Origin of the sequence: Devosia sp. ZW T5_3 (assembly GCF_044987315.1) — a bacterium.
GTDB lineage: Bacteria > Pseudomonadota > Alphaproteobacteria > Rhizobiales > Devosiaceae > Devosia.
Map to the genome: position 1 here is coordinate 1 of NZ_JBJDRE010000007.1, position 23214 is coordinate 23214.

24 protein-coding genes are annotated in these 23214 nt (G+C 62.7%); 17 read left to right on the forward strand and 7 right to left on the reverse strand.

Going from position 1 to position 23214, the window contains the following annotated elements:
* Together ACI3KW_RS10135 and ACI3KW_RS10140 are read left to right on the forward strand one after the other, a co-directional pair.
* Nucleotides 1-310 (forward strand): hypothetical protein (locus ACI3KW_RS10135; RefSeq protein ID WP_404847970.1); only part of this gene is annotated, 310 nt, incomplete at its 5' end.
* Entirely contained in the window at nucleotides 276-1445 is a 1170-nt protein-coding gene (locus tag ACI3KW_RS10140; protein WP_404847971.1) for a M20 aminoacylase family protein, read from the forward strand. The genes ACI3KW_RS10135 and ACI3KW_RS10140, both read left to right, overlap by 35 nt.
* Before the next feature lie 174 nt (nucleotides 1446-1619).
* On the opposite strand, the gene ACI3KW_RS10145 is transcribed toward ACI3KW_RS10140, so the two are convergent.
* The gene (locus tag ACI3KW_RS10145; RefSeq protein ID WP_404847972.1) at nucleotides 1620-1922 is read right to left on the reverse strand and encodes a hypothetical protein; all 303 of its coding nucleotides are present in this window, start codon (nucleotides 1920-1922) and stop codon (nucleotides 1620-1622) included.
* 42 nt (nucleotides 1923-1964) lie between these two features.
* Here ACI3KW_RS10145 and ACI3KW_RS10150 point away from each other — a divergent pair, with 42 nt between their 5' ends.
* The 3 genes from ACI3KW_RS10150 to ACI3KW_RS10160 all read left to right on the forward strand — a co-directional run bounded on the left by ACI3KW_RS10150 (nucleotide 1965) and on the right by ACI3KW_RS10160 (nucleotide 3852).
* On the forward strand, nucleotides 1965-3020 hold the full coding sequence (locus ACI3KW_RS10150; RefSeq protein WP_113121126.1) for an AbrB family transcriptional regulator: 1056 nt from the start codon (nucleotides 1965-1967) through the stop codon (nucleotides 3018-3020).
* 47 nt (nucleotides 3021-3067) lie between these two features.
* A complete protein-coding gene (locus ACI3KW_RS10155; protein WP_404847973.1) occupies nucleotides 3068-3373 on the forward strand; it encodes a hypothetical protein in 306 nt (101 codons plus the stop codon).
* A gap of 170 nt (nucleotides 3374-3543) precedes the next feature.
* Complete coding sequence (locus tag ACI3KW_RS10160) at nucleotides 3544-3852, forward strand: PepSY domain-containing protein (protein ID WP_262169657.1); 309 nt, start codon at nucleotides 3544-3546, stop codon at nucleotides 3850-3852.
* Between the two features lie 191 nt (nucleotides 3853-4043).
* On the opposite strand, the gene ACI3KW_RS10165 is transcribed toward ACI3KW_RS10160, so the two are convergent.
* The gene (locus tag ACI3KW_RS10165) at nucleotides 4044-5669 is read right to left on the reverse strand and encodes an alpha-glucosidase family protein (RefSeq protein ID WP_404847974.1); all 1626 of its coding nucleotides are present in this window, start codon (nucleotides 5667-5669) and stop codon (nucleotides 4044-4046) included.
* A gap of 138 nt (nucleotides 5670-5807) precedes the next feature.
* Here ACI3KW_RS10165 and ACI3KW_RS10170 point away from each other — a divergent pair, with 138 nt between their 5' ends.
* Nucleotides 5808-6146, forward strand: a complete 339-nt coding sequence (locus tag ACI3KW_RS10170) for a cupin domain-containing protein (RefSeq protein WP_404847975.1) — start codon at nucleotides 5808-5810, stop codon at nucleotides 6144-6146.
* Nucleotides 6147-6205: 59 nt separating this feature from the next.
* On the opposite strand, the gene ACI3KW_RS10175 is transcribed toward ACI3KW_RS10170, so the two are convergent.
* A complete protein-coding gene (locus ACI3KW_RS10175) occupies nucleotides 6206-7138 on the reverse strand; it encodes a 2-hydroxyacid dehydrogenase (RefSeq protein ID WP_404847976.1) in 933 nt (310 codons plus the stop codon).
* Nucleotides 7139-7336: 198 nt separating this feature from the next.
* Here ACI3KW_RS10175 and ACI3KW_RS10180 point away from each other — a divergent pair, with 198 nt between their 5' ends.
* The 3 genes from ACI3KW_RS10180 to ACI3KW_RS10190 all read left to right on the forward strand — a co-directional run bounded on the left by ACI3KW_RS10180 (nucleotide 7337) and on the right by ACI3KW_RS10190 (nucleotide 10844).
* The gene (locus ACI3KW_RS10180) at nucleotides 7337-8758 is read left to right on the forward strand and encodes a circularly permuted type 2 ATP-grasp protein (RefSeq protein WP_404847977.1); all 1422 of its coding nucleotides are present in this window, start codon (nucleotides 7337-7339) and stop codon (nucleotides 8756-8758) included.
* 289 nt (nucleotides 8759-9047) lie between these two features.
* A complete protein-coding gene (locus tag ACI3KW_RS10185) occupies nucleotides 9048-10022 on the forward strand; it encodes an alpha-E domain-containing protein (protein ID WP_404847978.1) in 975 nt (324 codons plus the stop codon).
* Nucleotides 10023-10037: 15 nt separating this feature from the next.
* Entirely contained in the window at nucleotides 10038-10844 is an 807-nt protein-coding gene (locus ACI3KW_RS10190; RefSeq protein WP_404847979.1) for a transglutaminase domain-containing protein, read from the forward strand.
* On the opposite strand, the gene ACI3KW_RS10195 is transcribed toward ACI3KW_RS10190, so the two are convergent.
* A complete protein-coding gene (locus ACI3KW_RS10195; RefSeq protein WP_404847980.1) occupies nucleotides 10841-11776 on the reverse strand; it encodes an AEC family transporter in 936 nt (311 codons plus the stop codon). The two genes, ACI3KW_RS10190 and ACI3KW_RS10195, sit on opposite strands and share 4 nt — an antisense overlap.
* A gap of 143 nt (nucleotides 11777-11919) precedes the next feature.
* On the opposite strand from ACI3KW_RS10195, the gene glpD reads away from it, so the two are divergent.
* From glpD to ACI3KW_RS10210, 3 genes are all read left to right on the forward strand, one after another.
* The gene (gene glpD / locus ACI3KW_RS10200) at nucleotides 11920-13410 is read left to right on the forward strand and encodes a glycerol-3-phosphate dehydrogenase (protein ID WP_404847981.1); all 1491 of its coding nucleotides are present in this window, start codon (nucleotides 11920-11922) and stop codon (nucleotides 13408-13410) included.
* A gap of 205 nt (nucleotides 13411-13615) precedes the next feature.
* Nucleotides 13616-15103, forward strand: coding sequence for a glycerol kinase GlpK (gene glpK / locus ACI3KW_RS10205; protein WP_404847982.1), 1488 nt, complete (start codon nucleotides 13616-13618; stop codon nucleotides 15101-15103).
* A 31-nt stretch (nucleotides 15104-15134) separates the two neighbouring features.
* On the forward strand, nucleotides 15135-15527 hold the full coding sequence (locus ACI3KW_RS10210; protein ID WP_404847983.1) for a GFA family protein: 393 nt from the start codon (nucleotides 15135-15137) through the stop codon (nucleotides 15525-15527).
* A 161-nt stretch (nucleotides 15528-15688) separates the two neighbouring features.
* On the opposite strand, the gene ACI3KW_RS10215 is transcribed toward ACI3KW_RS10210, so the two are convergent.
* Nucleotides 15689-16204: a CAP domain-containing protein gene (locus ACI3KW_RS10215; protein WP_404847984.1), complete on the reverse strand. Its 516-nt coding sequence runs from the start codon at nucleotides 16202-16204 to the stop codon at nucleotides 15689-15691.
* A 15-nt stretch (nucleotides 16205-16219) separates the two neighbouring features.
* Nucleotides 16220-17071: an aminoglycoside phosphotransferase family protein gene (locus ACI3KW_RS10220; protein ID WP_262169681.1), complete on the reverse strand. Its 852-nt coding sequence runs from the start codon at nucleotides 17069-17071 to the stop codon at nucleotides 16220-16222.
* A gap of 223 nt (nucleotides 17072-17294) precedes the next feature.
* On the opposite strand from ACI3KW_RS10220, the gene ACI3KW_RS10225 reads away from it, so the two are divergent.
* Entirely contained in the window at nucleotides 17295-17468 is a 174-nt protein-coding gene (locus ACI3KW_RS10225) for a hypothetical protein (protein ID WP_262169683.1), read from the forward strand.
* 214 nt (nucleotides 17469-17682) lie between these two features.
* On the opposite strand, the gene uxaC is transcribed toward ACI3KW_RS10225, so the two are convergent.
* Nucleotides 17683-19098: a glucuronate isomerase gene (gene uxaC / locus ACI3KW_RS10230; protein WP_404847985.1), complete on the reverse strand. Its 1416-nt coding sequence runs from the start codon at nucleotides 19096-19098 to the stop codon at nucleotides 17683-17685.
* Between the two features lie 214 nt (nucleotides 19099-19312).
* On the opposite strand from uxaC, the gene ACI3KW_RS10235 reads away from it, so the two are divergent.
* The 4 genes from ACI3KW_RS10235 (at nucleotide 19313) to ACI3KW_RS10250 (ending at nucleotide 23212) form a co-directional block, all read left to right on the forward strand.
* On the forward strand, nucleotides 19313-19465 hold the full coding sequence (locus ACI3KW_RS10235; protein ID WP_404847986.1) for a hypothetical protein: 153 nt from the start codon (nucleotides 19313-19315) through the stop codon (nucleotides 19463-19465).
* Between the two features lie 234 nt (nucleotides 19466-19699).
* Entirely contained in the window at nucleotides 19700-20371 is a 672-nt protein-coding gene (locus ACI3KW_RS10240; protein ID WP_404847987.1) for a response regulator transcription factor, read from the forward strand.
* 7 nt (nucleotides 20372-20378) lie between these two features.
* Nucleotides 20379-22844 (forward strand): extracellular solute-binding protein, encoded by a 2466-nt coding sequence (locus ACI3KW_RS10245; RefSeq protein ID WP_404847988.1) that lies wholly within the window; start codon nucleotides 20379-20381, stop codon nucleotides 22842-22844.
* Between the two features lie 197 nt (nucleotides 22845-23041).
* Nucleotides 23042-23212: a hypothetical protein gene (locus ACI3KW_RS10250; RefSeq protein WP_262169691.1), complete on the forward strand. Its 171-nt coding sequence runs from the start codon at nucleotides 23042-23044 to the stop codon at nucleotides 23210-23212.
* Nucleotides 23213-23214 lie beyond the last annotated feature (2 nt).

Sequence of the window (23214 nt, forward strand, 5' to 3'; positions counted from 1 at the left end):
GTGGGGAGGAGGGGTTGGGGGCTTGCTCACCGTGCTGATCCCTTCACCGGGTCATTCCGGCGCAGCCCGGAATCCATGTCCGTGGCGTGCCGCGCCATCCAGCGTGTGGATGGTCTTCAGCATGGATTCCGGCCTGCGCCGGAATGACCCCGTGGGTGGGGTGTGGTTGGGAGCCAAGAACACGACATGGTTTGCGGTGGACAGTGTGCCCATGGTTGACGGCGGGCTTTGGGGCAGCGACATTGACGTTAGCTTTGCCTGTTTTGGACTTTTTGATGCCCGTATTGAACCGAATTGCCGAATTTCATGACGAGATTACCGCCTGGCGACGGGATTTCCACACGCATCCGGAAATCCTGTTCGATGTGGAGCGGACGGCGGGCAAGGTGGCGGAATTGCTGGCGGAGTTCGGGGTCGATGAAATCGTGACCGGACTGGGTCGGACCGGGGTGGTGGGCATCATCAATGGCCGCAGCAATGGCAGCGGCAAGACGATCGGGCTGCGCGCCGATATGGATGCGCTGCCGGTGACGGAAAAGACCGGGAAAGACTATGCCAGCAGTGTGGCAGGCCGGATGCATGCCTGTGGGCATGACGGGCATACGGCCATGCTGCTGGGCGCGGCGAAATATCTGGCCGAGACACGCAATTTCGACGGGCGGGTGGCGGTGATTTTCCAGCCGGCAGAAGAAGGCGGCGGCGGCGGCAAGGAAATGGTGCGCGACGGGCTGATGGAGCGCTTCGGCATTTCCGAGGTCTATGGCATGCACAATTGGCCGGGCATGCCGATTGGGCATTTCGGCATTCGGGTTGGCGGCATCATGGCGGCGACCGACCGGTTTTATATCGATATTACCGGCGTGGGCGGGCATGCGGCGCGGCCGCAGCAGACGATCGACCCGATCATGGTGGCGGCGCATCTGGTGACGGCATTGCAGACCATTGTGTCGCGCAATGTCGATCCGCTCAAAAGCGCTGTGGTGTCGGTGACCATGGTCGAGGCCGGGGAAGCCGACAATGTGATTTCCCGAACGGCCAAAATTACCGGGACGGTGCGCACGCTGAATAGCGAAGTGCAGGATTTCATCGAGGCGCGGCTGGGTGAGATGGTGCCCCAGTTTGCGGCGAGCTTTGGGGCGAGCGCGAGCATTCGCTATGCGCGGGGCTATCCGGTGACGGTCAATGAACCGGAGCGGACGGCTTTTGCCGCCGAAGTGGCGGCTGAGGTGGCGGGGCCGGACCGGGTGGATGCCGACGTGCCGCCATCGATGGGCGGCGAGGATTTTTCCTTCATGCTGGAGGAGCGGCCGGGGGCCTATATATTCCTCGGCAATGGGGATAGCTCGGAACTGCATACCGATACATATGATTTCAACGACGCGGTTATTCCGGTGGGTGCGAGTTATTGGGTGCGGCTGGCGGAGCGGGCTATGCCGGTGGGTTAGGCTCCCAAGCCCGAACCTTGGTGGCTCCCCTCACCCCACCCTCGTTCCTGGCCATTCGAGCATAGCTCTCATGGCCTTCTCCCCTCAAATCGCTCCACTGGAGCGATTTGCCCTGCGGGACGGCTCGAAGCCCATCAAGGGGGAGGGAGGCGCAGAAACTGAGGGCGCAAGGCTCTACCGTCTCTTTCCCGCTTGCTGGACTCGCAGATTGCGGCGCGCGCGCAGAGCCTTCCGGACATTGAGCAGCAAGAAAATCGCTGCGATCACATAGACCATAAGCGAAATGCTGATCAGACCGGTGAAAAACCAGAAACTTATGGGTTCGTCATTCATGCAGGATTGGCCGCGCCGGAACGATATGCAGTGCTCCGTGGCAATGCCGTAAAGGGTCCAGACCAGTAGAATTGGCAGCACCACCACGGCTATCTTGCCGACAATTTCAAAAAAACGGCCCGGCAGATCGAGCAAAAAGCGCATCACCGGTCATGGTCTCCTGCTGAGTAGAGGCGCATACCTACAATGTCTATTGGTTCTCCTCTCGTCAAAAATCTCTACCCTACCCTGCTGACCCTCGCCATTTCGGCCGGTGGGGGTGCCGTCGCAACCGCGCTGAGCATGCCGGCGGGTTGGTTGATGGGCGGAGCACTGGCGGTGACGGCGGCCGCGATGGCTGGACTGCCGATGCGCATTCCCAATCGGCTGCGGGATGTGGTGTTCGTGCTGGTGGGCATGATGATGGGGGCGAGCGTGGCGCCCGATAGTTTGAGCCTGATTGCCAGCTGGCCGGTGAGTCTGGCCGCGCTGGCGCTGGAACTGGTGCTGATCATTTCGCTGACCGGCTGGATGCTGTCGGCGGTGTTCAAGCTGGATACCGGCACGGCCTATATGAGCTCGTTTCCGGGGCATTTGTCGTTTGTGATGGGCATTGCCTCGGCGGGGGTGGGCGAGCCGCGCCAGATCGCCATTATCCAGGTGATCCGCATTCTCATGCTGACCATTGTGGTGCCGATCGGGGCGATGTTTTTGCCGATCGATCATTTTGCGCCACCGGTGGCGAGCGAGTTCCTCGATGTCTGGCAATTGCTGGCGCTGGCGGCCGGGTGCATTGCGGTGGGGCTGGTGTTTATCCGGCTCAAAGTGCCGGCGGGGCTGGTGCTGGGCGCGATGGCGGCGGCGACGGCGGCCAAGTTGGGCGGGCTTTATACCGAGGCCATGCCCGGGCCGCTGGTGGTGCTGACCTTTATTCTGGTGGGGGCGCAGATCGGCTCGCGCTTTGCGGGGATCACGGCCCGCGAATTCATTACGGCGGCCAAGGGCGGCGTGGTGGCGACGGCGATGACGGTAGGCATTGTGACAATCATGGCGTGGATCGTCAGCCTGCTGGTGGACATGCCCTTTGGACAGATCTGGCTGGGGCTATCGCCCGGCGCGCTGGAGGGCATGGGCGCGCTGGGGATTGCGCTGGGCTATGACACGGCGTTTATTGCGGCACACCATGTGATCCGGCTGCTGATGCTGAGCTTTGCCATTCCGGCGGTGGTGGTGTTGATCCGGCGGCGGGAAAAGCCGGCGTGAGACGGCCACAATCGCCGGTCACATGAAGGCGGAATGAGGAGATTTCCATGTCCAAGAAATTGATGAGCGTTTTCGCGCTGGCCTTGCTGGCGGCTACGCCCGCCACGGCGGCGCCATTTTGCACCGGGGGCGATTGGGGCTCGGGCGGGATCCGGATCAGCGGGGGCATCCGCATCGGCACGATAGATGCGGACGACCGGCACGAGATCAACCTGATGCGGCTGCGCCGGATCGGGGTGGATGCGACGCGCGCCGAGGAATGGAATGGCTGCATCCGCGCCTTTGTGCGCCAGCCGGGCGGCGGGGAAATCATGCAATTCTTCGATCCGAACACGCTTGAGCAGGTCTACTAAGGCCATTGTTTCGTCGCGCTTCCGAACCGAAAAACCGGTAGCCACTTTTTCTGGAAGCGCTCCTTACGAGCCTGTCCGAAGCGTAATGCAGGTGAACGGGCTTTAACTGGCGGCGGGGCGAAAGCGGGATCACAGTCATCACATCCACAACACACGAAAGGATGTGGAAAATGATCAAGCTTTTCATGACAATAGCCGCCGCCGGCCTGGCTCTGGGTGCCGCTGCCCTGCCCGCACAGGCCAATACGCTCTCGGCCAATACGGTATCGCCGGTGAGCTGCGACACCAGCTATTCGGTGCGGCACCACGAATTTGGCATCGAACAGGGGCTCAAGCGCGAAGGCTATAATGTGTCCAGCGTGAATGATTGGAATGGCTGCGTGCAGGCCTTCATCACCAAGACGGATGGCAGCCAGACCATGGCGTTTTTCGATCCCCTGACGCTCAAGCCGGTGGGGCCGAATGCGGCGAAGGGATAGTTGCTGCATAGGCGGCGTGAAAGAGACCCTCGGGGAAGCCCGGGGGCCTTTTTTTGGGGGATACCCCCTCCTAACCTCCCCCTGATAGGGGGAGGGATCTCTCCACTCTTGGAATGGGATCGGGTTTTATTCACAAGGCGGTCCCTCCGCCTATCAGGGGGAGGTTAGGTGGGGGTAACGAGAGCCCTGCCCTAGCCTAGTTTCACCTTGCCGTCGGGCAGGGCGATGAAGGCGTAGCCGTTAGGGCCGAGGGTCAGGGCGCCGTTGTCGAGGCTGGCGTGCTGGGAGATCGACTCGGGCGCTGCGTTTGCGCCGGTCAGGGTGAGCTGGTGCGGTTCGGGCGAGAGGTTGAAGACGCAGAGCATGGTTGCGTCGGGGCCGGTGCGGCGGAAGGCGAGGATGGGTTCGGGGGTTTTGAGGAAATCGATGTCGCCATCACTCAGGACGGGGTGGCTGCGGCGCCAGGCGAGGATGGCACGGTAGAAGGCCAGGGTGGAGTTGGCGTCGGCGTTTTGCAGGGCAGCGTTGAGGGCGGATTGGGGCGGCTTGACCGGGAGCCAAGGCGTGCCGGTGGTGAAGCCATTGGGCGTCTCGCCATCGTCCCAGGGCATGGGGGTGCGGCAGCCGTCGCGGCCCTTGTCCTCGGGCCAGAAGCGGATGCCGCGCGGGTCGGTCAATTCCTCGAAAATGAGGTCGGTTTCGGGCAGGCCCAATTCCTCGCCCTGGTAGAGGCAGACCGAGCCTTTGAGACTGAGGAGGAGCGCGGCGGCCTGGCGGCCCAGGGCCGCGGGATCGAGGCTATGGGGCGCCCAGCGGGTGATGTGGCGGGGCACGTCGTGGTTGGAAAAGCTCCAGCACGGCCAGCCATCTGTGCTGTGCTTGAAGAATTGCTCGATGCGGGTGCGGAAGTGCTTGGCGGTGAATTGGGGACCCAGGAACTCGAAGGAATAGCACATGTGCAGCTTGTCGCCGCCGGAGGTGTATTCGGCCATCAGTTCCACGGCCTTGTGGCTGTCGCCGACTTCGCCCACCGAGGTGGCGCCGGGGAATTGGTCGAGCAAAGCGCGGACGCGCTGCAGGAAGGCGACGTTTTCCGGCTGGCTCTTGGAATATTTGTGCTCCTGCATGTCATAGGGATTGACCGCATAGGGCAGATGCTCGTCGCGCTTGTTGGGCGGGTTGGAGCGCAGTTTCTTGTCGTGGAAATAGTAATTGACGGTGTCCAGCCGGAAGCCGTCGATGCCGCGCTCGAGCCAGAAGCGCATGATATCGAGCACGGCGTCCTGGACTTCGGCGTTGTGGAAGTTGAGGTCGGGCTGGCTGGCGAGGAAATTGTGCAGGTAATATTGGCCGCGGGTGGGGTTCCATTCCCAGGCGCGGCCGCCGAAGACAGCGGGCCAATTGTTGGGCGGGGAACCATCGGGGAGCGGATCGGCCCAGACATACCAATCGGCGCGGGCATTATCGCGCGAGAGGCGGGATTCGCGGAACCAGGGGTGTTGGTCTGAGGTGTGGCTGACCACCTGGTCCATGATGACCTTGAGGCCCAGGGCGTGGGCGCGTTCGATCAGGCTATCGAAATCCTCCATCGTGCCGAACAGCGGATCGACATCGATATAATTGGAGACGTCGTAGCCCATATCCTCTTGCGGGGATTGGGTGATGGGAGAGAGCCAGATGCAATCGACGCCCAGGCCCGCAATATGATCGAGGCGGCGCAGGATGCCGGGCAGATCGCCGACCCCGTCGCCGTTGCTGTCCTGGAAGGAGCGCGGATACACTTGGTAGATCACACCACCGCGCCACCAATCAGCCATGTCGTCGTCTCCTGTTCGTTTGCAGTGAAGCTAGCCAATTGCGGCGGATATGGGAATCGCCGCGTTGCGCAAGGAAGACGTGTCGAAACTGGCGGGGGTCACCCGTCGTGTGGTCAGAGAACCAGAGGAGACAGGCAAATGGTGCATGTATTGCGCGCAGCGGAGCGACCAATGAGCAAGAGCCGGACGATCCGGTTCGAGGGGGATGGCTATGGCGCGGGGATTTCGTTTTTCTCGGTGGACAATGATCCGGGGCAAGGGCCGGGCCTGCATGTGCATCCCTATGCCGAAACCTGGATCGTCAAATCGGGGCGGGCGCGCGTGGTGGCGGGGGATGAGGTGATCGAGGTGGGGCCGAACGATATTGCCGTGGTGCCGGGCGGGGTGCCGCATAAATTCACCAATATCGGGCCGGGGCGGCTGGAGATTGTGTGCATCCACGCCGCCGGGACGATGGTGCAGGAGAATTTGGAGTAGCGAAACGCCCCCTCACCCGGCGCTGCGCGCCGACCTCTCCCCCCAAGGGAGAGGTGAGATCAAACCACCTGGCTGAGCAGGGGTTCGCCGGCGAAGTGGGCGTCGAGATTGGCGACGAGCATGGCGCCCATGGCGTCGCGGGTTTGTACCGTGGCGCTGCCCTGGTGGGGGGAGAGGACGACATTGTCGAGGGCGAAGAAGGCTTGGGGGACGCTGGGCTCGTTTTCGAAGACATCGAGCGCGGCACCGCCCAGGCCGCCATTCTGCAGCAGCTCGAGCATGGCCGGCTCGTCCACCAGCGTGCCGCGGGCGACATTGACCAGCATGCCCTTGGGACCCAGGGCGGTGAGGACGTCGCGCGACACGATCCGTTCGGTGCCCTTGCCGCCGGGGGCGATGATGACCAGCCAATCGCTGTCGCGGGCCATGTCGACCAGATTGTCGTAATAGATATGCGGCTCGGAAAGCTGGCGGTGGCGGCCGTGATAGACCACGCGCATCTTCATGGCCTGGGCGCGGGAGGCGATTTCCTTACCGATACGGCCCAGGCCCAGAATGCCCAGGGTCTTGCCGGTCAGTTCGGAAAACAGCGGCATGCTGGCGCCGGGCTGCCACTTGCCCTGGCGGACATATTGATCGGCCTGGGGAATGCGGCGGGCCAAGGCGATCATCAGGCCGATGGTGAGCTCGGCCACCGCGTCGTTGAGCACGTCGGGCGTGTTGGTGACGCGGATATTGCGGGCCTTGGCGGCCTTGGTGTCGATATTGTCGTAGCCGACGCCGAAACTGGCGATGATTTCGAGATTGGGCAGCGCGTCCATCAGATCGGCCTGCACGCCCGAGCCGGCATGGGCGCGGATGCGGGCGCCGTTTTCGGCCAGCCAGGCCTTGGGGTCGGCCTGTTCGTGCAGCTTATGGACAGTGTAGCGCTGGGCGAGGGCCGCTTCGCAGGAGGCGAGGAGCTTGCCGGTTTGCAGGATTTCGATGGTCATGAATGGGCTCCTCCCGGTGGTGTTTGGCGGCAGCATAATGGGCATGATGGGTATCGCAAGCCCTGTGGAGGGCGATCCGTCAGGTGGGGTTCACGCGGTGGCATCTTGCGATTGTCGCGCTGAGCGGCTGGACGGCTGCGTACAAATGTGTAGCAATGTGAAGGCGATGGGCTAAGCCGTAACACCACGCGGAGCATAATGGCCGAAACTGCGCCGTTCGATGAAATGTACAATGCGGATGGTTCTGTCCGCGAACCTTATCGGGCCCTGAACGCCTGGCTGGAGGAACAGCCCGACAAAGCCCTGACCTTGATGCAATCGGATGCGGAAGCGATTTTCCGCAAGCTGGGCATTACCTTTGCGGTTTACGGCTCGGAAGAAGGCACCGAAAAGGTCATCCCGTTCGACGTGATCCCGCGCATTATCGCGGCACAGGAATGGCGCAAGCTCTCCAAGGGGATCGAGCAGCGCGTCAAGGCACTCAACGCGTTTTTGTATGACATCTATCACCGCCAGGAAATTCTGAAGGCGGGACGCATCCCCGAAAAGCTGATCCTGCAGAATGCCGCCTTTGCCCCCGAAATGATGGGGCTGGAGCCGGCCAAGGGCGTTTATGCCCATATTATCGGGGTCGATATCGTGCGGGTGGGACCGGACGAATATTATGTGCTGGAAGACAATCTGCGCACGCCTTCGGGGGTCAGCTATATGCTGGAAGACCGTGAGGCGATGATGCAACTGGCGCCGGACCTGTTCCATCGCTGCAAGGTGGCGCCGGTGGAAACCTATCCCGAAAACCTGCGGCGGACGCTGGAAAGCGTGGCGCCGGCCAGCGCGGGGCAATCGCCCAATATCGCGGTGCTGACGCCGGGGATTTATAACTCGGCCTATTTCGAACATTCGTTCCTGGCCGACCAGATGGGCGCGCAGCTCTGCGAGGGACCCGATCTGTTTGTCGATGGCGGCAAGGTCTATATGCGCACCACGACCGGGCCGGAACGGGTGGATGTGATCTATCGCCGGATCGACGACGATTATCTCGATCCCCTCACCTTCCGGCCCGATTCCATGCTGGGCGTGCCGGGCCTGTTCAACGCCTATCGGGCGGGGAATGTGACGCTGGTCAATGCGCCGGGCACCGGGATTGCCGATGACAAGGCGGTCTATACCTATGTGCCCGAAATCATCGAATTCTATCTCGGGGAAAAGGCACTGCTGAACAATGTGCCGACCTATAATTGCACCGACGAGGACCAGCGCAATTGGGTGCTGGCCAATATCGCTGACCTCGTGGTCAAGGAAGTGCACGGCTCGGGCGGCTATGGAATGATGGTGGGGCCGACCTCGACCAAGGCCGTGCATGCCGAATTCCGCCGGAAAATCGAGGCGCGGCCGGACAATTACATCGTGCAGCCGACCTTGGCGCTGAGCACCTGCCCCACTTATGTCAATGCCGGGGTGGCGCCGCGTCATGTGGATCTCAGGCCCTATGTGCTGGTGGGCGACAAGGTGCGGATCACGCCGGGCGGGCTGACGCGGGTGGCGCTGAAGAAGGGCTCGCTGGTGGTCAATTCGAGCCAGGGCGGCGGGACCAAGGATACGTGGGTGCTGGAAGATTGATGATGAATTCCGGTATTTCGCGCGTGTTGAGAGAGAGCCCCCCCAGCCAGGGGTCAATTGATATTCAGGCCGGGAGCCCCGATCCAGTCCCCTCCCCCTTGAGGGGAGGGCCAGGGTGGGGGTTCTGCGGCCTCCACATATCCAATGCCGATGGAGGCCTCAGAACCCCCACCCTCAATCCCTCCCCTCAAGGGGGAGGGAGGCAGATCGGGGCTCTCCAAATTAGCTCCAGACCTGAACATCGGTTCAGCCTAGCCCTCCCCTCAATGGGGAGGGTAGGCGGGACCCGATGGCTCGTACTTGGCGGGGTGCGGCCATGATGCTCGGTCGGACGGCGCAAAATCTGTTCTGGATGAGCCGCTATGTGGAGCGGGCGGAGAATATGGCGCGGCTCTTGGAGGTCGGCTATCGCATGAGTCTCACCAGCCGGCGCGAGGGCGGGTCGAGCGAGCATTTGATGTCGATGATGCAGGCGGCGGAGGTCGATGAAGCTTTTGCCGCCAAGCACAAGACGGCCGATGTGGATACGGTCGCGCATTTCATGATGTTCGACCCGGATAATTCGAGCTCGGTCTATTCGTGCCTGCAAGCGGCGCGGACCAATGCGCGATCGGTGCGCACCGCCATCACCACCGATATGTGGGAAAGCATGAACGGGGCGTGGCTGGAATATTCCCAGATCAGGCCGCGCGATGTGCGCGGGGCCAAGCTGCTGGGCCTGTTGCAATGGGTGAAGCAGCGCAGCCATGAATTCCGCGGAGCGCTGCTGGGCACGATTCTGCGCGACGATGGCTTCGCGTTTTTGCAGGCGGGCAATTTCGTCGAGCGAGCGGACAATACGGCGCGCATTCTCGACATGAAGTATTATGTGCTGCTGCCGCGCGCGACGCTGGTGGGGGGCGATCTCGATATCCAGCAATGGACGCTGATCTTGCGGGCGGCATCGGCGCATCGCAGCTATCGGCATGTCTATCACGACCGCTACAAGGCGCAGAATATCGCCGACTTCCTGATCCTGCGGCCGGAAATGCCGCGCTCGCTGAATTTTTGTGCGCAATTCGTGCAGCAAAATCTCAATCTGCTGGCCGATTTTTATGGGCGTCAGCAGGCCTGCCAGGAGGCGGCGAGCCAATTGCTGGCCATGGTGGAAGACACCAGCATGGAAAAGATCTTCACCCATGGGCTGCATGAATTTCTCACCGAATTCATTGCGCGCAACAATCGGGTCACCGACGCGCTGTCCGAAAGCTACAATTTCTATTAACCGGGTCCGGTCTTGATGCGCATTGCCATACGCCACCAACTCAGCGTGACGCCGCCTTCCGGCACGGCCAATGCCGTGCTGCAATTGCTGCTGACGCCGCAAAGCGGGCCGACGCAGACTGTAGAAAGCTGGAGCGTTGAAATGGCGGGGATCGGCAATGCCGGCCGCTTTAGCGATGCCTATGGCAATATCGCGCATCTGGTGAACCAGAGCCGGCCCGAGGGCGAGTTGGTGGTGACGGTCAAGGGCGTGATCGAGACGACCGATCGGCATGGCGTGCTCGGAAGGGTCGGGGGTGAACCGGTGCCGGCGCTCTATCGCCGGGTTACGCCGCTGACCAAAGCGCCGGTTACGCTCTATGGCAAATATCGCAATGCCCGGGAAAGCCGGCTCGATGTGCTGCATGGGCTGATGGCGCGGGTGGGCGAAATGCTGGGCACCGATGAAGCGCCGGCGCAGAGCCAGATGCAGGCCGATGGCGGGCAAAGCCAGAGCCAAAGCGGGGTGGACAAGCCCCTGCCCCCGGCCGGCGATTATGCCCATGGCTTTGTCGGCGGCGCGCGGGCGCTCGATATTCCGGCGCGCTATGTGACGGGCTATCTGGTGGACGCCGAGGATGGCGTCGCGTCGTTCCATGCCTGGGCGGAAGCGTTTGACGACGGCTTGGGCTGGATCGGGTTTGATCCGCGGCTGCAGATGTGTCCCACCGACCGGCATGTGCGGCTGGCAGCGGGGCTGGACGGGCTCTCGACGCAACCGTTGCGGCTGGTGCCGGCGGGGGATGGCGTGCACGAGATCGAGGTCAGCGTAACGGCGGCCTAAAGGCTTAAAATATAGAGCCAGCCCGAAATTGTGACGGCGGAGGCGAGGGTCGTGATCAGCACCGTATTGGTGGCGACGCTGACGCTGCGATTGTAATAGGTGGCAAAGATATAGGCGTTGACCCCGACCGGCATGGCGGCCAGCAGAATGCCATAGCGGGCAATGGCCATGTCGACATGGAACACCCAGATCATCAAGCCATAGGCGATGGCGGGGTGCAGGATCAGCTTGATGGAGGAGGCCACCAGCGCGTGCTTCCAGCTGTCGCTGAGCTTATATTCGTTGAGCGCGCCGCCGACGCCGAACAGGGCGGCGGGGACCACGGCCTGGCTCATCATGACGAAGAAGGCCTCGGCCGGCTCGATCAGGGTGACGCCGGCAAACGAGGCGATCATGCCCGCGGCAATGCCCCAGATCAGCGGATTGGAGCCGACGCGCTTGCCGGCGACGATGAGGGTCTTGCCCAGGGACTGGCCATCGCGGCGGACCAGTTCCATGGTGACCATGCCGATGGTGAGCAGAATGGCGCCATGCAGGCCAATGATGGAGAGCGTGACCGGGAGCGCTTCGGGGCCATAGGCGCGCTGGATAATGGGCAGGCCGACCAGCACGGTATTGGTGAAGGTGCCCGAAAAGGCGGCGGAGACGCCCTCGCCCGGCCGGGTGCGGAAGAATTTTATGGCGATGAAAATGCCGAGGGCAAAGCAGACCAGCGCGCCGGCATAGAACGGCACGATGATGGCGAGGTTGAACGCCGAGCGGAAATCGCTGGTGAGCAGGGAATGGAACAAGAGGCACGGCGTCGCGAAATTGTTCACGAAGGCGATTAGGCTCTTGATGCCATCGGCGGGGAACAGGCGGAAGCGCACGGCGCCGTAGCCAAGCGCCATCAGGGCAAAAACCGGCGCAATAACGGTGATGATGGCGAGCATGGCCGGAACCCGGGGCCGAAGGACATCCTGCCCTAGCCTGTCGCGCCGCATGGGTCAACTTGATCTTGTATGGAAGATTAGTAGCCTTTCAAAACGAAATCATTTCTCGTACAAACGAAAGCATAACGAAAGAGGCTGCAGCGATGACCGAGCAAGTCGATGTGTTTGTGATTGGCGGGGGCATTAATGGCGCCAGCGTCGCCCGCGATGCGGTGGGGCGCGGCTATTCGGTGATGCTGGCCGAGATGCATGATCTGGCATCGGGCACCTCGTCGGCGGCGACCAAGCTCGTGCATGGCGGGCTGCGCTATCTCGAACATTACGAATTCCGACTGGTGCATGAAGCGCTGGCTGAGCGCGAAGTGCTGTGGGCCAATGCGCCGCACATCATCAAGCCGCTGCGGTTCGTGCTGCCGCATCACAAGGGACTGCGGCCGGCTGTGGTGCTGCGGGCGGGCCTCGCCATGTATGATTATATGGGTGGGCGGCGCCTATTGCCGCCGACCAAGACGCTGGACCTGACGCGGAACGAAGTGGGCAAGCCGCTGAAGCCCGGTTATCGGCTGGGGTTTGAATATTCCGATTGCTGGGTGGACGATGCGCGGTTCGTGGTGCTGAACGCACGTGACGCGGCGGATCGCGGCGCTATTGTGCATGTGCGGACCAAGGTGACCAGCGCGCGGCGGGAAGCTGGCGGCTGGACCATTGAGCTGGATGGCGAAGGCGGGCGGCAGTCTGTGCGTGCCAAGCTGGTGGTGAACGCCGCGGGGCCGTGGGTGGATAGCGTCATCAATGGCACGATGGGCAAGAACGGCGCGCATAATGTGCGGCTGGTCAAAGGCAGCCATATCGTGGTGAACAAGCTCTATGACCATGATCGCTGCTACATTTTCCAGAATGCGGATGGGCGGATCATTTTCGCCATTCCCTATGAGGGCGATTTCACGCTGATCGGCACGACCGACGAGGATTATTCCGGCGACCCCAAGGACGTGGCGATTTCGGAGCGGGAGACGGATTACCTCTGTGCGGCGGCGAGCGAATATTTCGCCAAGCCGGTGAGCCGGGGGGATATTGTCTGGACCTATTCGGGGGTGCGGCCGCTGTTCGACGACGGGGCCAGCGCGGCGCAGGAAGCCACGCGGGACTATGTGCTCAAGGTGGATGGCGACGCCCAGAGCGGCGCGGCGATCAATGTGTTCGGCGGCAAGCTGACGACATCGCGGCGACTGGCCGAGTCGGTGCTGGAAAAGATCGAGGGCGTGCTGGGCAAGAAGGGTCCGGCCTGGACCAAGGTGAGCAAGCTGCCGGGCGGGGAATTCGAGCCGCTGTCGTTCGAGGCCGAAGTGCGGCGGTTGCATAAGGATTATGCCGGCATGCCCGACGGGCTGGTGCGGCGGCTGATGCGGCTTTATGGCACAAAGGCGCGGGTGATATTGGGCACGGCAAGCGATGTCGGCGGGCTGGGGCGGCATTTTGGGGCGGATTTATATCAGGCCGAGGTGGATTATCTGATGGCACACGAATGGGCGCGGGTGGGCCAGGATGTGCTGTGGCGGCGGACCAAGCTGGGGCTGCGGGTGAGTGCGGATGAGGCGGTGGAATTGGATGGGTATATGGCGGGGCGGAGCTAGGCCCTTTTCCTTCTCCCTTTGTGGGAGAAGGTGCCCGAAGGGACACCGAATTCGCGAAGGCGAATTTCGGTTGGGATGAGGGGTTGCGCAGGCATCCAAGCATGAGGTGGCGCAGGACCCCTCACCCAGATCATTCTTCTGAACGAAGAATGATCTGTCCCTCTCCCTCAAGAGGAGAGGGTAAGAACAGACAGTTGGAGGAATAATGAGCGGATATATTCTGGCGATCGATCAGGGGACGACGTCGAGCCGGGCGATTGTGTTTGGCGCGGATCGCAAGATTGCCGGATCGGGGCAGAAGGAATTTACCCAGATTTTTCCGCGGGATGGCTGGGTGGAGCATGACCCCGAGGAAATCTGGGAGAGCGTGGTCTGGGCGGTCAAAGAGGCGCTGAAGGCGGCCAAGATTGGGGCCAGCGATGTGGCGGCGATCGGCATTACCAATCAGCGCGAGACGACGCTGATCTGGGACCGCAAGACGGGCAAGCCCATTCACAATGCCATTGTGTGGCAGGACCGGCGGACGGCGGCATTTTGCGCCAAGCTCAAGGCGGCGGGCCATGAAAAGGCGATCACCAAAAAGACCGGGCTGCTGCTCGACCCGTATTTTTCCGGCACGAAAGTGCGCTGGCTGCTGGACAATGTGAAGGGCGCCCGCAAGCGCGCGGAAAAGGGCGAGCTGGCCTTTGGCACGGTGGATTCTTTCCTGATCTGGCGGCTGACGGGCGGCAAACGGCACGTGACCGACGCGACCAATGCGGGCCGCACGCTGCTGTTCGATATCGGCAAAAACCGTTGGGACAAGAGCCTGCTGGAGTTGTTCGAAGTGCCGGCGGCTTTGTTGCCGGAGGTGGAGGATTGTGCGGCTGATTTCGGGGTGACCGAGGCTGAATTGTTTGGCGCGGCGATCCCTATTCTGGGAGTAGCGGGCGACCAGCATGCGGCGACGATCGGGCAGGCCTGTTTTGAACCGGGCATGCTGAAATCCACCTATGGCACGGGATGTTTTGCGCTGCTCAATACTGGCAAGGACATGGTGGCGAGCAAGAACCGGCTGCTGACCACCATCGCCTATCGGCTGGATGGGCAGACCACTTATGCGCTGGAAGGCTCGATCTTTATCGCCGGGGCGGCGGTGCAGTGGATCCGCGATGGGCTGAAGCTGGTCAAGCATGCCAGCGAGACGGGGCCGCTGGCGCAGAGCGCCGATCCGAGCCAGCATGTCTATATGGTGCCCGCCTTTGTGGGGCTGGGTGCGCCCTGGTGGGATGCCGAGGCGCGCGGGGCGATTTATGGGCTGACGCGCAATTCGGGGCCGGCGGAAATCGCCCGGGCGGCGCTGGAGGCGGTTTGCTACCAGACGCTGGACCTGCTGGCGGCGATGCGCAAGGACTGGAAGGGCGGGCAGGACACGGTGTTGCGGGTGGATGGCGGCATGGTGGCATCGGACTGGACCATGCAGTTCCTGGCCGATGTGCTGGACGCGCCGGTGGACCGGCCGACGATCCTCGAGACCACCGCGCTGGGCGCGGCGTGGCTGGCCGGATCACGCGCCGGCGTGTGGCCGGGAATGGCTGAGTTTGCGGCGAGCTGGGCGCGGGACCGCCGGTTTGAGCCGAAAATGGACGCGCGGGAGCGCAAGGACAAGATCAGGGGTTGGGATGCGGCGGTGCGGCGGACGCTGAGTTCGTAAGGTCCCCTGCCCGCTTTAAGGGAGACGCGGCATGGATCAGGTCAGCGGCGGATGCCTGTGCGGCAAGGTGCGGTTTGTGGCATCGGGGCGGCCCTATCGGGTGGGGCTTTGCCATTGCCTTGAGTGCCGCAAGCATCATGGGGCGCTGTTTCATGCCTCCGCGATCTTTCCGCAGGAGGCGGTGGCGATCGAGGGCGAGGTTCGCGACTACAGGGGGCGGTTTTTCTGTCCCAATTGCGGTTCGTCGGTTTTTTCGCGCAGCGGGGATGAGGTTGAGGTCAATCTCGGGGCGCTGGATGAGATTGACCAGTTCAGGCCGAGTTATGAATTGTGGACTGTTCGGCGGGAGGGATGGCTGCCGGTGTTTGCGGGGCTGAGGGGGTTTGAGCGGGATCGGGAGGGTGCGGGGCGGACGGAGGATTAGGCACACAGCGTTCCTTCTCCCCCCCTGTGGGAGAAGGTGCCCGCAGGGCGGATGGGCGGGCGCAGAACCCCTCACCCTGTCATTTCTTCTGGACGAAGAAATGCCGTCCCTCTCCCACAAGGGGCGAGGGTGGGCCCGGTGGGTGGGCGAAGTTGTGCCTGCTATTGATAGACCCGCCAGGCGTCGAAGCTGCCGCCGGCGATCAGGGCCCAGTAGAGGCGGCCGGCTGGGGTGCGGGTGACGGCGAGGCCGAATTCGGTGAATTTGGGGCTGAGCAGGGTGCCGCGATGGCCGGCGGAGTTCATCCAGCCTTGCAGGGCGGCTTCGAGCGAGGTGTGGCCACGGGCGAGATTTTCGCCGACCGCGCCGATATAGCCGGCTTCGGTGACGCGTTCGCGCAGGGTGACGCCCAGATCGTGGCTGAGCGTATCGCGCTGGGCCATGAGGCGGGCCTGGGAGCGAGCGGCGTCTTCGAGGCGCTGGCTATAGCTCCAGGGGGCGGCGCCATTGGCTTTGCGCACGGCATTGACCGCCGTCATGATCTGATCGTCGGTGAGGGTTTCGGGCGTGGGGGTCGCCACAGCGGGCGCCAGAGCCGGCATGGCGGAGGCGCAGGCCGAAAGCGTCAGGGCCGCGCCGGCCATGAGCAGGCCGCGTCGCGTAGTAGTCAACATCATCGATGATTCCATGATTTAGACGGCCTGGTCGTAGGCGCTGAGCAGATTGGGCAGGCAAGCGAGCTGGCCGGTTATGGCATTGCCATCGGCCAGGTCCCAGCAGGCAGAGAGCGCGGCGTGGGCGGCGGCCCAGCCGAGGATGCGCTTGCGCGGGTAGGCGAGGCGCTGGGCCAGGATATCGGCGCGGGCGGCGATGCGGCGCGGATCGGCGGCGACGGCATCGGCGCGCTCGGGATTGATGAAGACATTGGCGACTTCATAGACCGGATCGCCCAATAGGCCCTTTGGGTCGATGGCGAGCCAGCCGCGATCGGAGGAGATGATATTGTCGTGGTGCAAATCGCCATGCAGCGGAATCTGCGCCGTGGGCCGGTCGAACAGGCGAAGGGCTATGCCGGTGGCACGGGCATAGAGATCGCGCGAGGTGTGGGGCCAGAGACGCACGTCGGTATCGAACAGGGTCTGGAAGCGCTCGCGCAGGACCTGCAGGCTTTCGGGCGCGCCGTCGCGGGGGCGGTGCAGATTGGCGACGACAGTGGCAATGGCGATGGTGCCCTCATCATCATGGCCGGCGCGGACGGCATCGCCCAGCGTGCTGCCATCGAGCCATTCCATGAAAATGGTATTGCCGTGAATGTCGAAGACGGTGGCGGCACCCTCCCCGCCATACCAGTTCAGCAATTGGGCGCCGCGGCTCTCTTCCTCGAGGGCCAGGGGCTTGAGGATTTTGAGGGCGGCGAAGTTGCGGCCATTTTGCTCGACGCGGAAAATCCAACTGGTGGCGGTTTCCGCCACGGGCGTCGACTTGGTCAGGGACCAGCGGATCATGGCGCGGCTGAGCGCGGTTTCGGCGGGAGACTGATTCATGTCAGCCATTAGATCAGAAGGCGTGCTTGCTTTCGACATTAACTGCGCTTGGCAAAAGAACTTGATCGAAATGCGGCGCGGTAGGCATTTGCTAAGCAAGATATTTGGCACAATGGCAACCCTAACGCCAGCAAACCGGCCTGCTGCAAGTTTTGATAAAGTTGGCCGGAGTTAGACTGATCGCGACGCAGAGACAGCGCCCAAAGCACAAGGGAACTGGACCATGACGTATTCGAGCGCAAAGGGGCATGACCCCAAAGGACTTTCCGACATCCTGGCGGCCGACGAGGCTGCGCCGAGCCTGGGGCGGCAGGTATTCAACGGGCTGACCGGGACACTGGTGTTGCTGGTGACCGGGATTTTGGTGCTGCTGGTGGTGCTGTGGAAGTCGCCGTGAGGGACGACGGGCTTCTGGCATGGGATGGCGCAGTACCCCTCACCCTGTAATTTCTTCTGAACGAAGAAATTACTGTCCCTCTCCCACAAGGGGCGAGGGTTGGCCTCAGCGCTTAGCCTAACCACAGAGCTACCCTTCTCCCCTTGTGGGAGAAGGTGCCCGAAGGGACACCGAGTTCGCGAAGGCGAATTTCGGTTGGGATCAGGGGTTTCTTTTAGCTGATCTTGTAGGCGTCTTTCGCAGCTTGATAGCTCAGATGCTTGGCTAGCTCTTCGGCCGTGCTCTTGCTGAGGCGGTTTTCGGCGACCCAGGTGGCGAGGAAACCGCAGACTTCGCGGCGCCAGACGTCGTGGCGGGCGGGGATGGAGAGCAAAGCGCGGGTGTCGTCGTTGAAGCCGGCGAGGTTGTAGAAGCCGGCGGTCTCGACCACTTGATCGAGATAACGGCGGATGCCCTGCGGGCTATCGTGGAACCACCAGGGCGGGCCGATCATCAGCGAAGGCCAATAGCCGGCCATGGGGGCCAGTTCGCGGGCATAGGTGGTTTCGTCGAGCACGAACATGATCAGGCGCAGGTTTGGCTCATTGCCGCAGCAGGCGAGCAGGGCGCGCATGCCGTTGACATAGTCGGTGGTGCCCGGGATGTCGGCGCCCAGATCGGCGCCGCGGGTGGCGAACAGCAGCGGATCGGTATTGCGGCGCGAGCCGGCATGGAGCTGCATGACCATGCCGTCTTCGACCGAAAGCAAGGCCATTTCGGTCATCATCTGGGCGCGGAACAGTTCGGCATCGGCGGCGTCATGCTTGCCGGAGAGAATCTTGTCGAGCAAAGCCTGCTTTTCGATCAGCGGCAGGTCAGCCGTGTTGGCGGAGGGCACGCCATGGTCGGTAGCGAGCGCGCCGTAGCGGCGGAAATATTCGCGGCGGGCGCGGTGGGCATTGATCAGCCCAGCCCAATTGGTGACGTCCTCGCCGGTCAGTTCGGCAAATTTCTTGAGGTTGTCGACGATGGCGGGGCGGCTGGGGTCGGTCACGTCATCGGGGCGATAGGTGGTGCGGACGCGGCCCAGAATGCCGGTCTCGGCCATTTTCTGGTGGTGGACCAGGGGATCGAGGGCGAATTCGGTGGTGGTGATGACTTCCACCTTGGCGCGGTCGAGCAGCGCCAGCGGCAACAGATCGGGCGTGGCGAGGGCAGCGTCGATTTTGTCATAGATGGCGTCGGCCGTGGCGGATGACAGCTCATCGGTGATGCCGAAGGCCCAGTGCAGGGAATGGTCGGTCCAGGTCTTGGACGGGGTGCCGGCAAAGAGGTGGTAATTGGCGGCAAAGAGGCGCCAGGCGGTGCGGCCATCGGCGACCGGCTTGCCATCCTTACGGGGCACGCCCAGCGCATCGTAGTCCAGCCCGCGGCTGCGCAGCATGCGCAGGACATAATGGTCGGGCGTGAGGAAGAGCGCTGCCGGATCGGAGAAGCGCCCATTATTGGCGAACCAGGACGGATCGGTATGGCCATGCGGGCAAATCAGCGGCAGGTCGGCTACGGCGGGGTAAAGCTCGCGCGCAATCGACTGGGCCGGTTGGGAAGCGGAGAACAAACGATCGGGGTGGAGATGGGCTGAATGGGTCATGGCACATGTTCTGCCACGGCGCGCGGGCGGGATCAAGCATCTACCATACAAGATTAGGATAGATCGGATTTTATGTAAATTAACCGCTTTGGCAGGGAGGCTTTCGCGCAGCAGCGATGTCCGGGTTAGCTTTTTCTCGTGGGTGAGAAGAGCTTAATGGCGACGACCCTTGGCAATGACTGGCGCAGTGGCCGGTGACAATTAGGGGCGGCAAATGACACATCTGGATACATCCGACATCAAGGCAACGCGGCTGGCGGCGCATCGCTCGGCGCAGATGCAGCGCACGCAGACCATGCTGATGGCGGCGGGGCTGGCGGCGCTGGGCATCGTGGCGGTGGCGGCTTCGATGATGGCGGTGTTTTAGAACCAATTTAGTCCTTGCCCTTGATAGGCGGGCAATCGCCCCCTCCCCCTTGAGGGGAGGGCCGGGGTGGGGGTGTCGGAACCTCCACAAACTCCGTGCCGGCGGAAAGTCCGACACCCCCACCCTCAATCCCTCCCCTCAAGGGGGAGGGAGGCAGATCGCGGCTTGCCAGCGCTGGTGCTGACACGCGAGGCGAAACTCCATACTGTGCCGGCGGGGGGACCATCGGCGCCGATGCGAATATTGCTTGTCGAAGACAATGAGGATTTGGGCGAGGCCATCGAGAAGCGGCTGCGCACGGCTGGGCACTCGGTGGAATGGGTGCGGGACGGCAATGATGTGGTGTCGGCCGCCGAGGGCGATACGTTCGATGCGGTGGCGCTCGATTTGATGCTGCCCAATCGCGACGGAATCGGGCTGATCGCCGAATTGCGCAAGCGCAAGTTCAATGCGCCGATCCTGGTGATCACGGCGCGCTCGGAAATCGATGACAAGGTGAGCCTGCTCGATCTGGGGGCGGATGATTATCTGGTCAAGCCGTTCGACCTGCGCGAGTTGGAAGCGCGGCTGCGGGCGCTGATGCGGCGCACGGGCGGGCAGACCACGAGCACGCTGGGCGTGGGCAATCTGGCGCTGGATATGGCCGGGCTCAATGCCTCGATTGGCGGCAAATCGCTGGAACTGGGACGGCGCGAATTCCGGCTGCTGGAAATTCTGGTGACCAATGCGGGCAAGGTGGTGCCCAAGGAGCGGCTGATGAACCAGCTGTTCAATTTCGATGAAGCTGTGTCGGTCAATGCGCTGGAGCTGCATATTTCGCGGCTGCGCAAGAAGCTGGAAGCGGCTGATATCGAGATCGGCACGGTGCGCGGCGTGGGCTATGTGCTGCGGGCGCCCAATGGGTAGCGGGCTGATGCCGGCGCATTCGTTTTCCATCCGGCGGCGGATTTTGGCACTGGCAGTGGCGCTGCTGCTGGGGGCGGCGGTTATCCTTGTGGTGTTTATCCGCGATTATGCGGAGCGGGCCGCCGATCGGGCGTTTGACCGGCTGCTGGCGGCGTCGGCGCTGACCATTGCCGGGGCGGTGCAGGTGGAAAACGATGCGGTGATCGTGGAATTGCCGTTTGCCTCGTTCGGCATGTTTTCGGGGCGGGACCGGGTGTTTTATGCGGTGGAAGACCCGCGTGGGCGGGCGGTGACGGGGTATGACGATCTATCGGCGAACCTCATGGAAATGCAGTCGGCGGGGCCGGTGTTTCAGGACGCGATGTATCGCGGCGAGCTGGTGCGCGTAGCGAGTGTTGGGCGGCTGACTTCGTCGGCGAGCGAGACGGATTGGGTGACCATCCATGTGGCCGAGACGCAGAATGAGCGGGAGGCGCTGGCCAATGAGATTTTGGGCAATGCCATCGTGCCGGTGGTGGCGCTGACGCTGCTGGCGGTGGCGCTGGTGTGGTTTGGCATTGGGCGGATGTTTGCCCCACTCTATCAGCTGGAGCAGGCTTTGCGCGGGCGCACGCCCGATGATCTGTCGCCACTGAATGTGCCGGTGCCGGTGGAGGTGAGCCAGTTGGTGGGGGCGCTCAATGCCTTCATGGCGCGGCTGGGCAGCAGTATGGAGCGGCTGAGCGGGCTGGTGGCGGAGGCGGCCCATGAAGTGCGCACGCCGCTGGCTTCATTGCGGGCGCAGGCGGAAGTGGCGATGGACGAGCAGGACCCCGATGCGTTGCGGCGGCGGGTGGGACGCATTCACCAGGGGGCGATCCATGCCAGCCAGTTGGTGTCGCAATTGCTGATGGACGCGACCATTTCCCATCGCTTGGAAAATCAGGAAAGCGACACGACACCGTTTGGCGCGGTGATCGAGGATGTGCGGCAGAGGCTGGATGGCGATCAATCGGCGCGGCTGAACCTGGATATTCCCGAGGCGGTGGCAGCGGCGCAAATTCGCGGCGACCGGGTGGCGTTGCGCGAGATGGTCCGCAATGTGGTGGATAATGCCATGGTCTATTCGGAGGGCTCGGTTTCCATTGCCGGAGCGGTGCAGGATGGGTTGCTGACCATGGTGGTGACCGATAGCGGGCCGGGCATCCCCGAGGGGGAGAAAGCCGTGGTGCTGGAGCGGTTCAAGCGGGGCAGTAGCGCCAGCGCCAAGGTGGGGTCGGGGCTGGGGCTATCGATCGTCAAGCGGGTGGTGGAGGCGCATCGTGGGGCACTGCGATTGAAGGACCGGGAGGGCGGCGGGCTGGCGGTGGAGATTGAATTGCCACTCGTGGGGCGCAATGCCAGGCTGGAGCAGATGCGCAAGGCGCTGGGGAGCGTGGCCATGCTGGCGCTGTGCCTAGTGATGGTGCAGCCGCAGGAGGCACGGGCGGTGGAGTCCCGCTATCCGGCGCCGGACGGCAGCAGCGAGCAGGTGCTGACCATATTGGGGGTGACGGATACGCCGCTATTTGCGCAGTTCGTGGCGGGGTTTCAGCTGCGGTGGCCGGGGGTATCAGTCATTTATGAAGAGACGGATTCGGTGCCGCTTTATGAGCGGTTTCTGGCGGGAGATACCGACCCCAAGCCGGATCTGGTGATCAGTTCGGCCTCGGATTTGCAGGTCAAGCTCGCCAATGATGGCTATGCGCTGGCCTATGACAGCCCCTATCTGGCGCAGTTGCCGGAATGGGCGCATTGGCGCAATGAACTGTTCGGGTTCACCTTTGAGCCGGCGGTGATCATCTACAATCCCGACCTGATCGGGACCGACGAAGTGCCGCGTACGCATTTGACGCTGGCCGAACTGCTGGAAAACCAGACGTCGCGATTCCGCGGCAAGATCGCGACCTATGATATCGGGGTCTCGGGTGTGGGTTACCTGCTGGCGGCGCAGGACCAGACGATTTCATCGAATTTCTGGCGGCTGGCGGCGGCGTTTGGCCGGGTGAATGCGCAATTCAGCGGATCGAGCCCGGCCATTCTGAATGGGGTGGCCGATGGCTCGCTGGCGCTGGGCTATAATGTGCTGGGCTCCTATGCCTTTGCGCGCAAGGCGGCGGGCGCCAATATCGAAATCGTGGTGCCCGATGATTATGTGCTAGTGCTGACGCGCTCGATGCTGATCCCGCGCGATGCGCCCTACCCTGAACTGGGCAAGGCGTTTGTCGATTTTGCCCTGTCGCCGGAGGGGCAGGCCATTGCGGCGGGGCAGACGGCGCTGGGCTCGGTGGTGGCGGGCGGCGTGGGTGAATGGAGCAGCGAGGCCATTGCAGCGCGGGGGCGCGGGGTGATCCAGCCGATACCGCTGGGGCCGGCGCTGCTGGTATCGCTCGATCAGCAGAGGAAGCGGCGGTTTTTGGATACGTGGCAGGAGATTGTTTCGCCCAAGCCGTAAAAATACCATGCGTCTATCGCATAGCAGTGGGTGGGTATTTGGAATATCGGCTGAAAATGGGCGTTTCTAGCCAGGCATTCGCGCTAGACGCATAGCTGGAATGATGGAATGGCCCTACCGGTCGGGCGGGGATGAGCCCATTTACACACTCATGAAAGCGAACGGCGATCTGGCCGGGCTTTAAGAGGAAAATGGCAATGAGCACTCATCGGAACAATCGTTTCTTTGCAGCCCTTGGCACCTTCGTGGAAGTGTTCGGCAGCGCTGCTGCTGTGTCCAACGCGGTGGAAGCCGGGCGGATGCCCAAAACCAAGCACCTCAAGTCCCTCGGCATCGACGCTGACGCTTTCCGTTCGATCGGCAGGTAAGT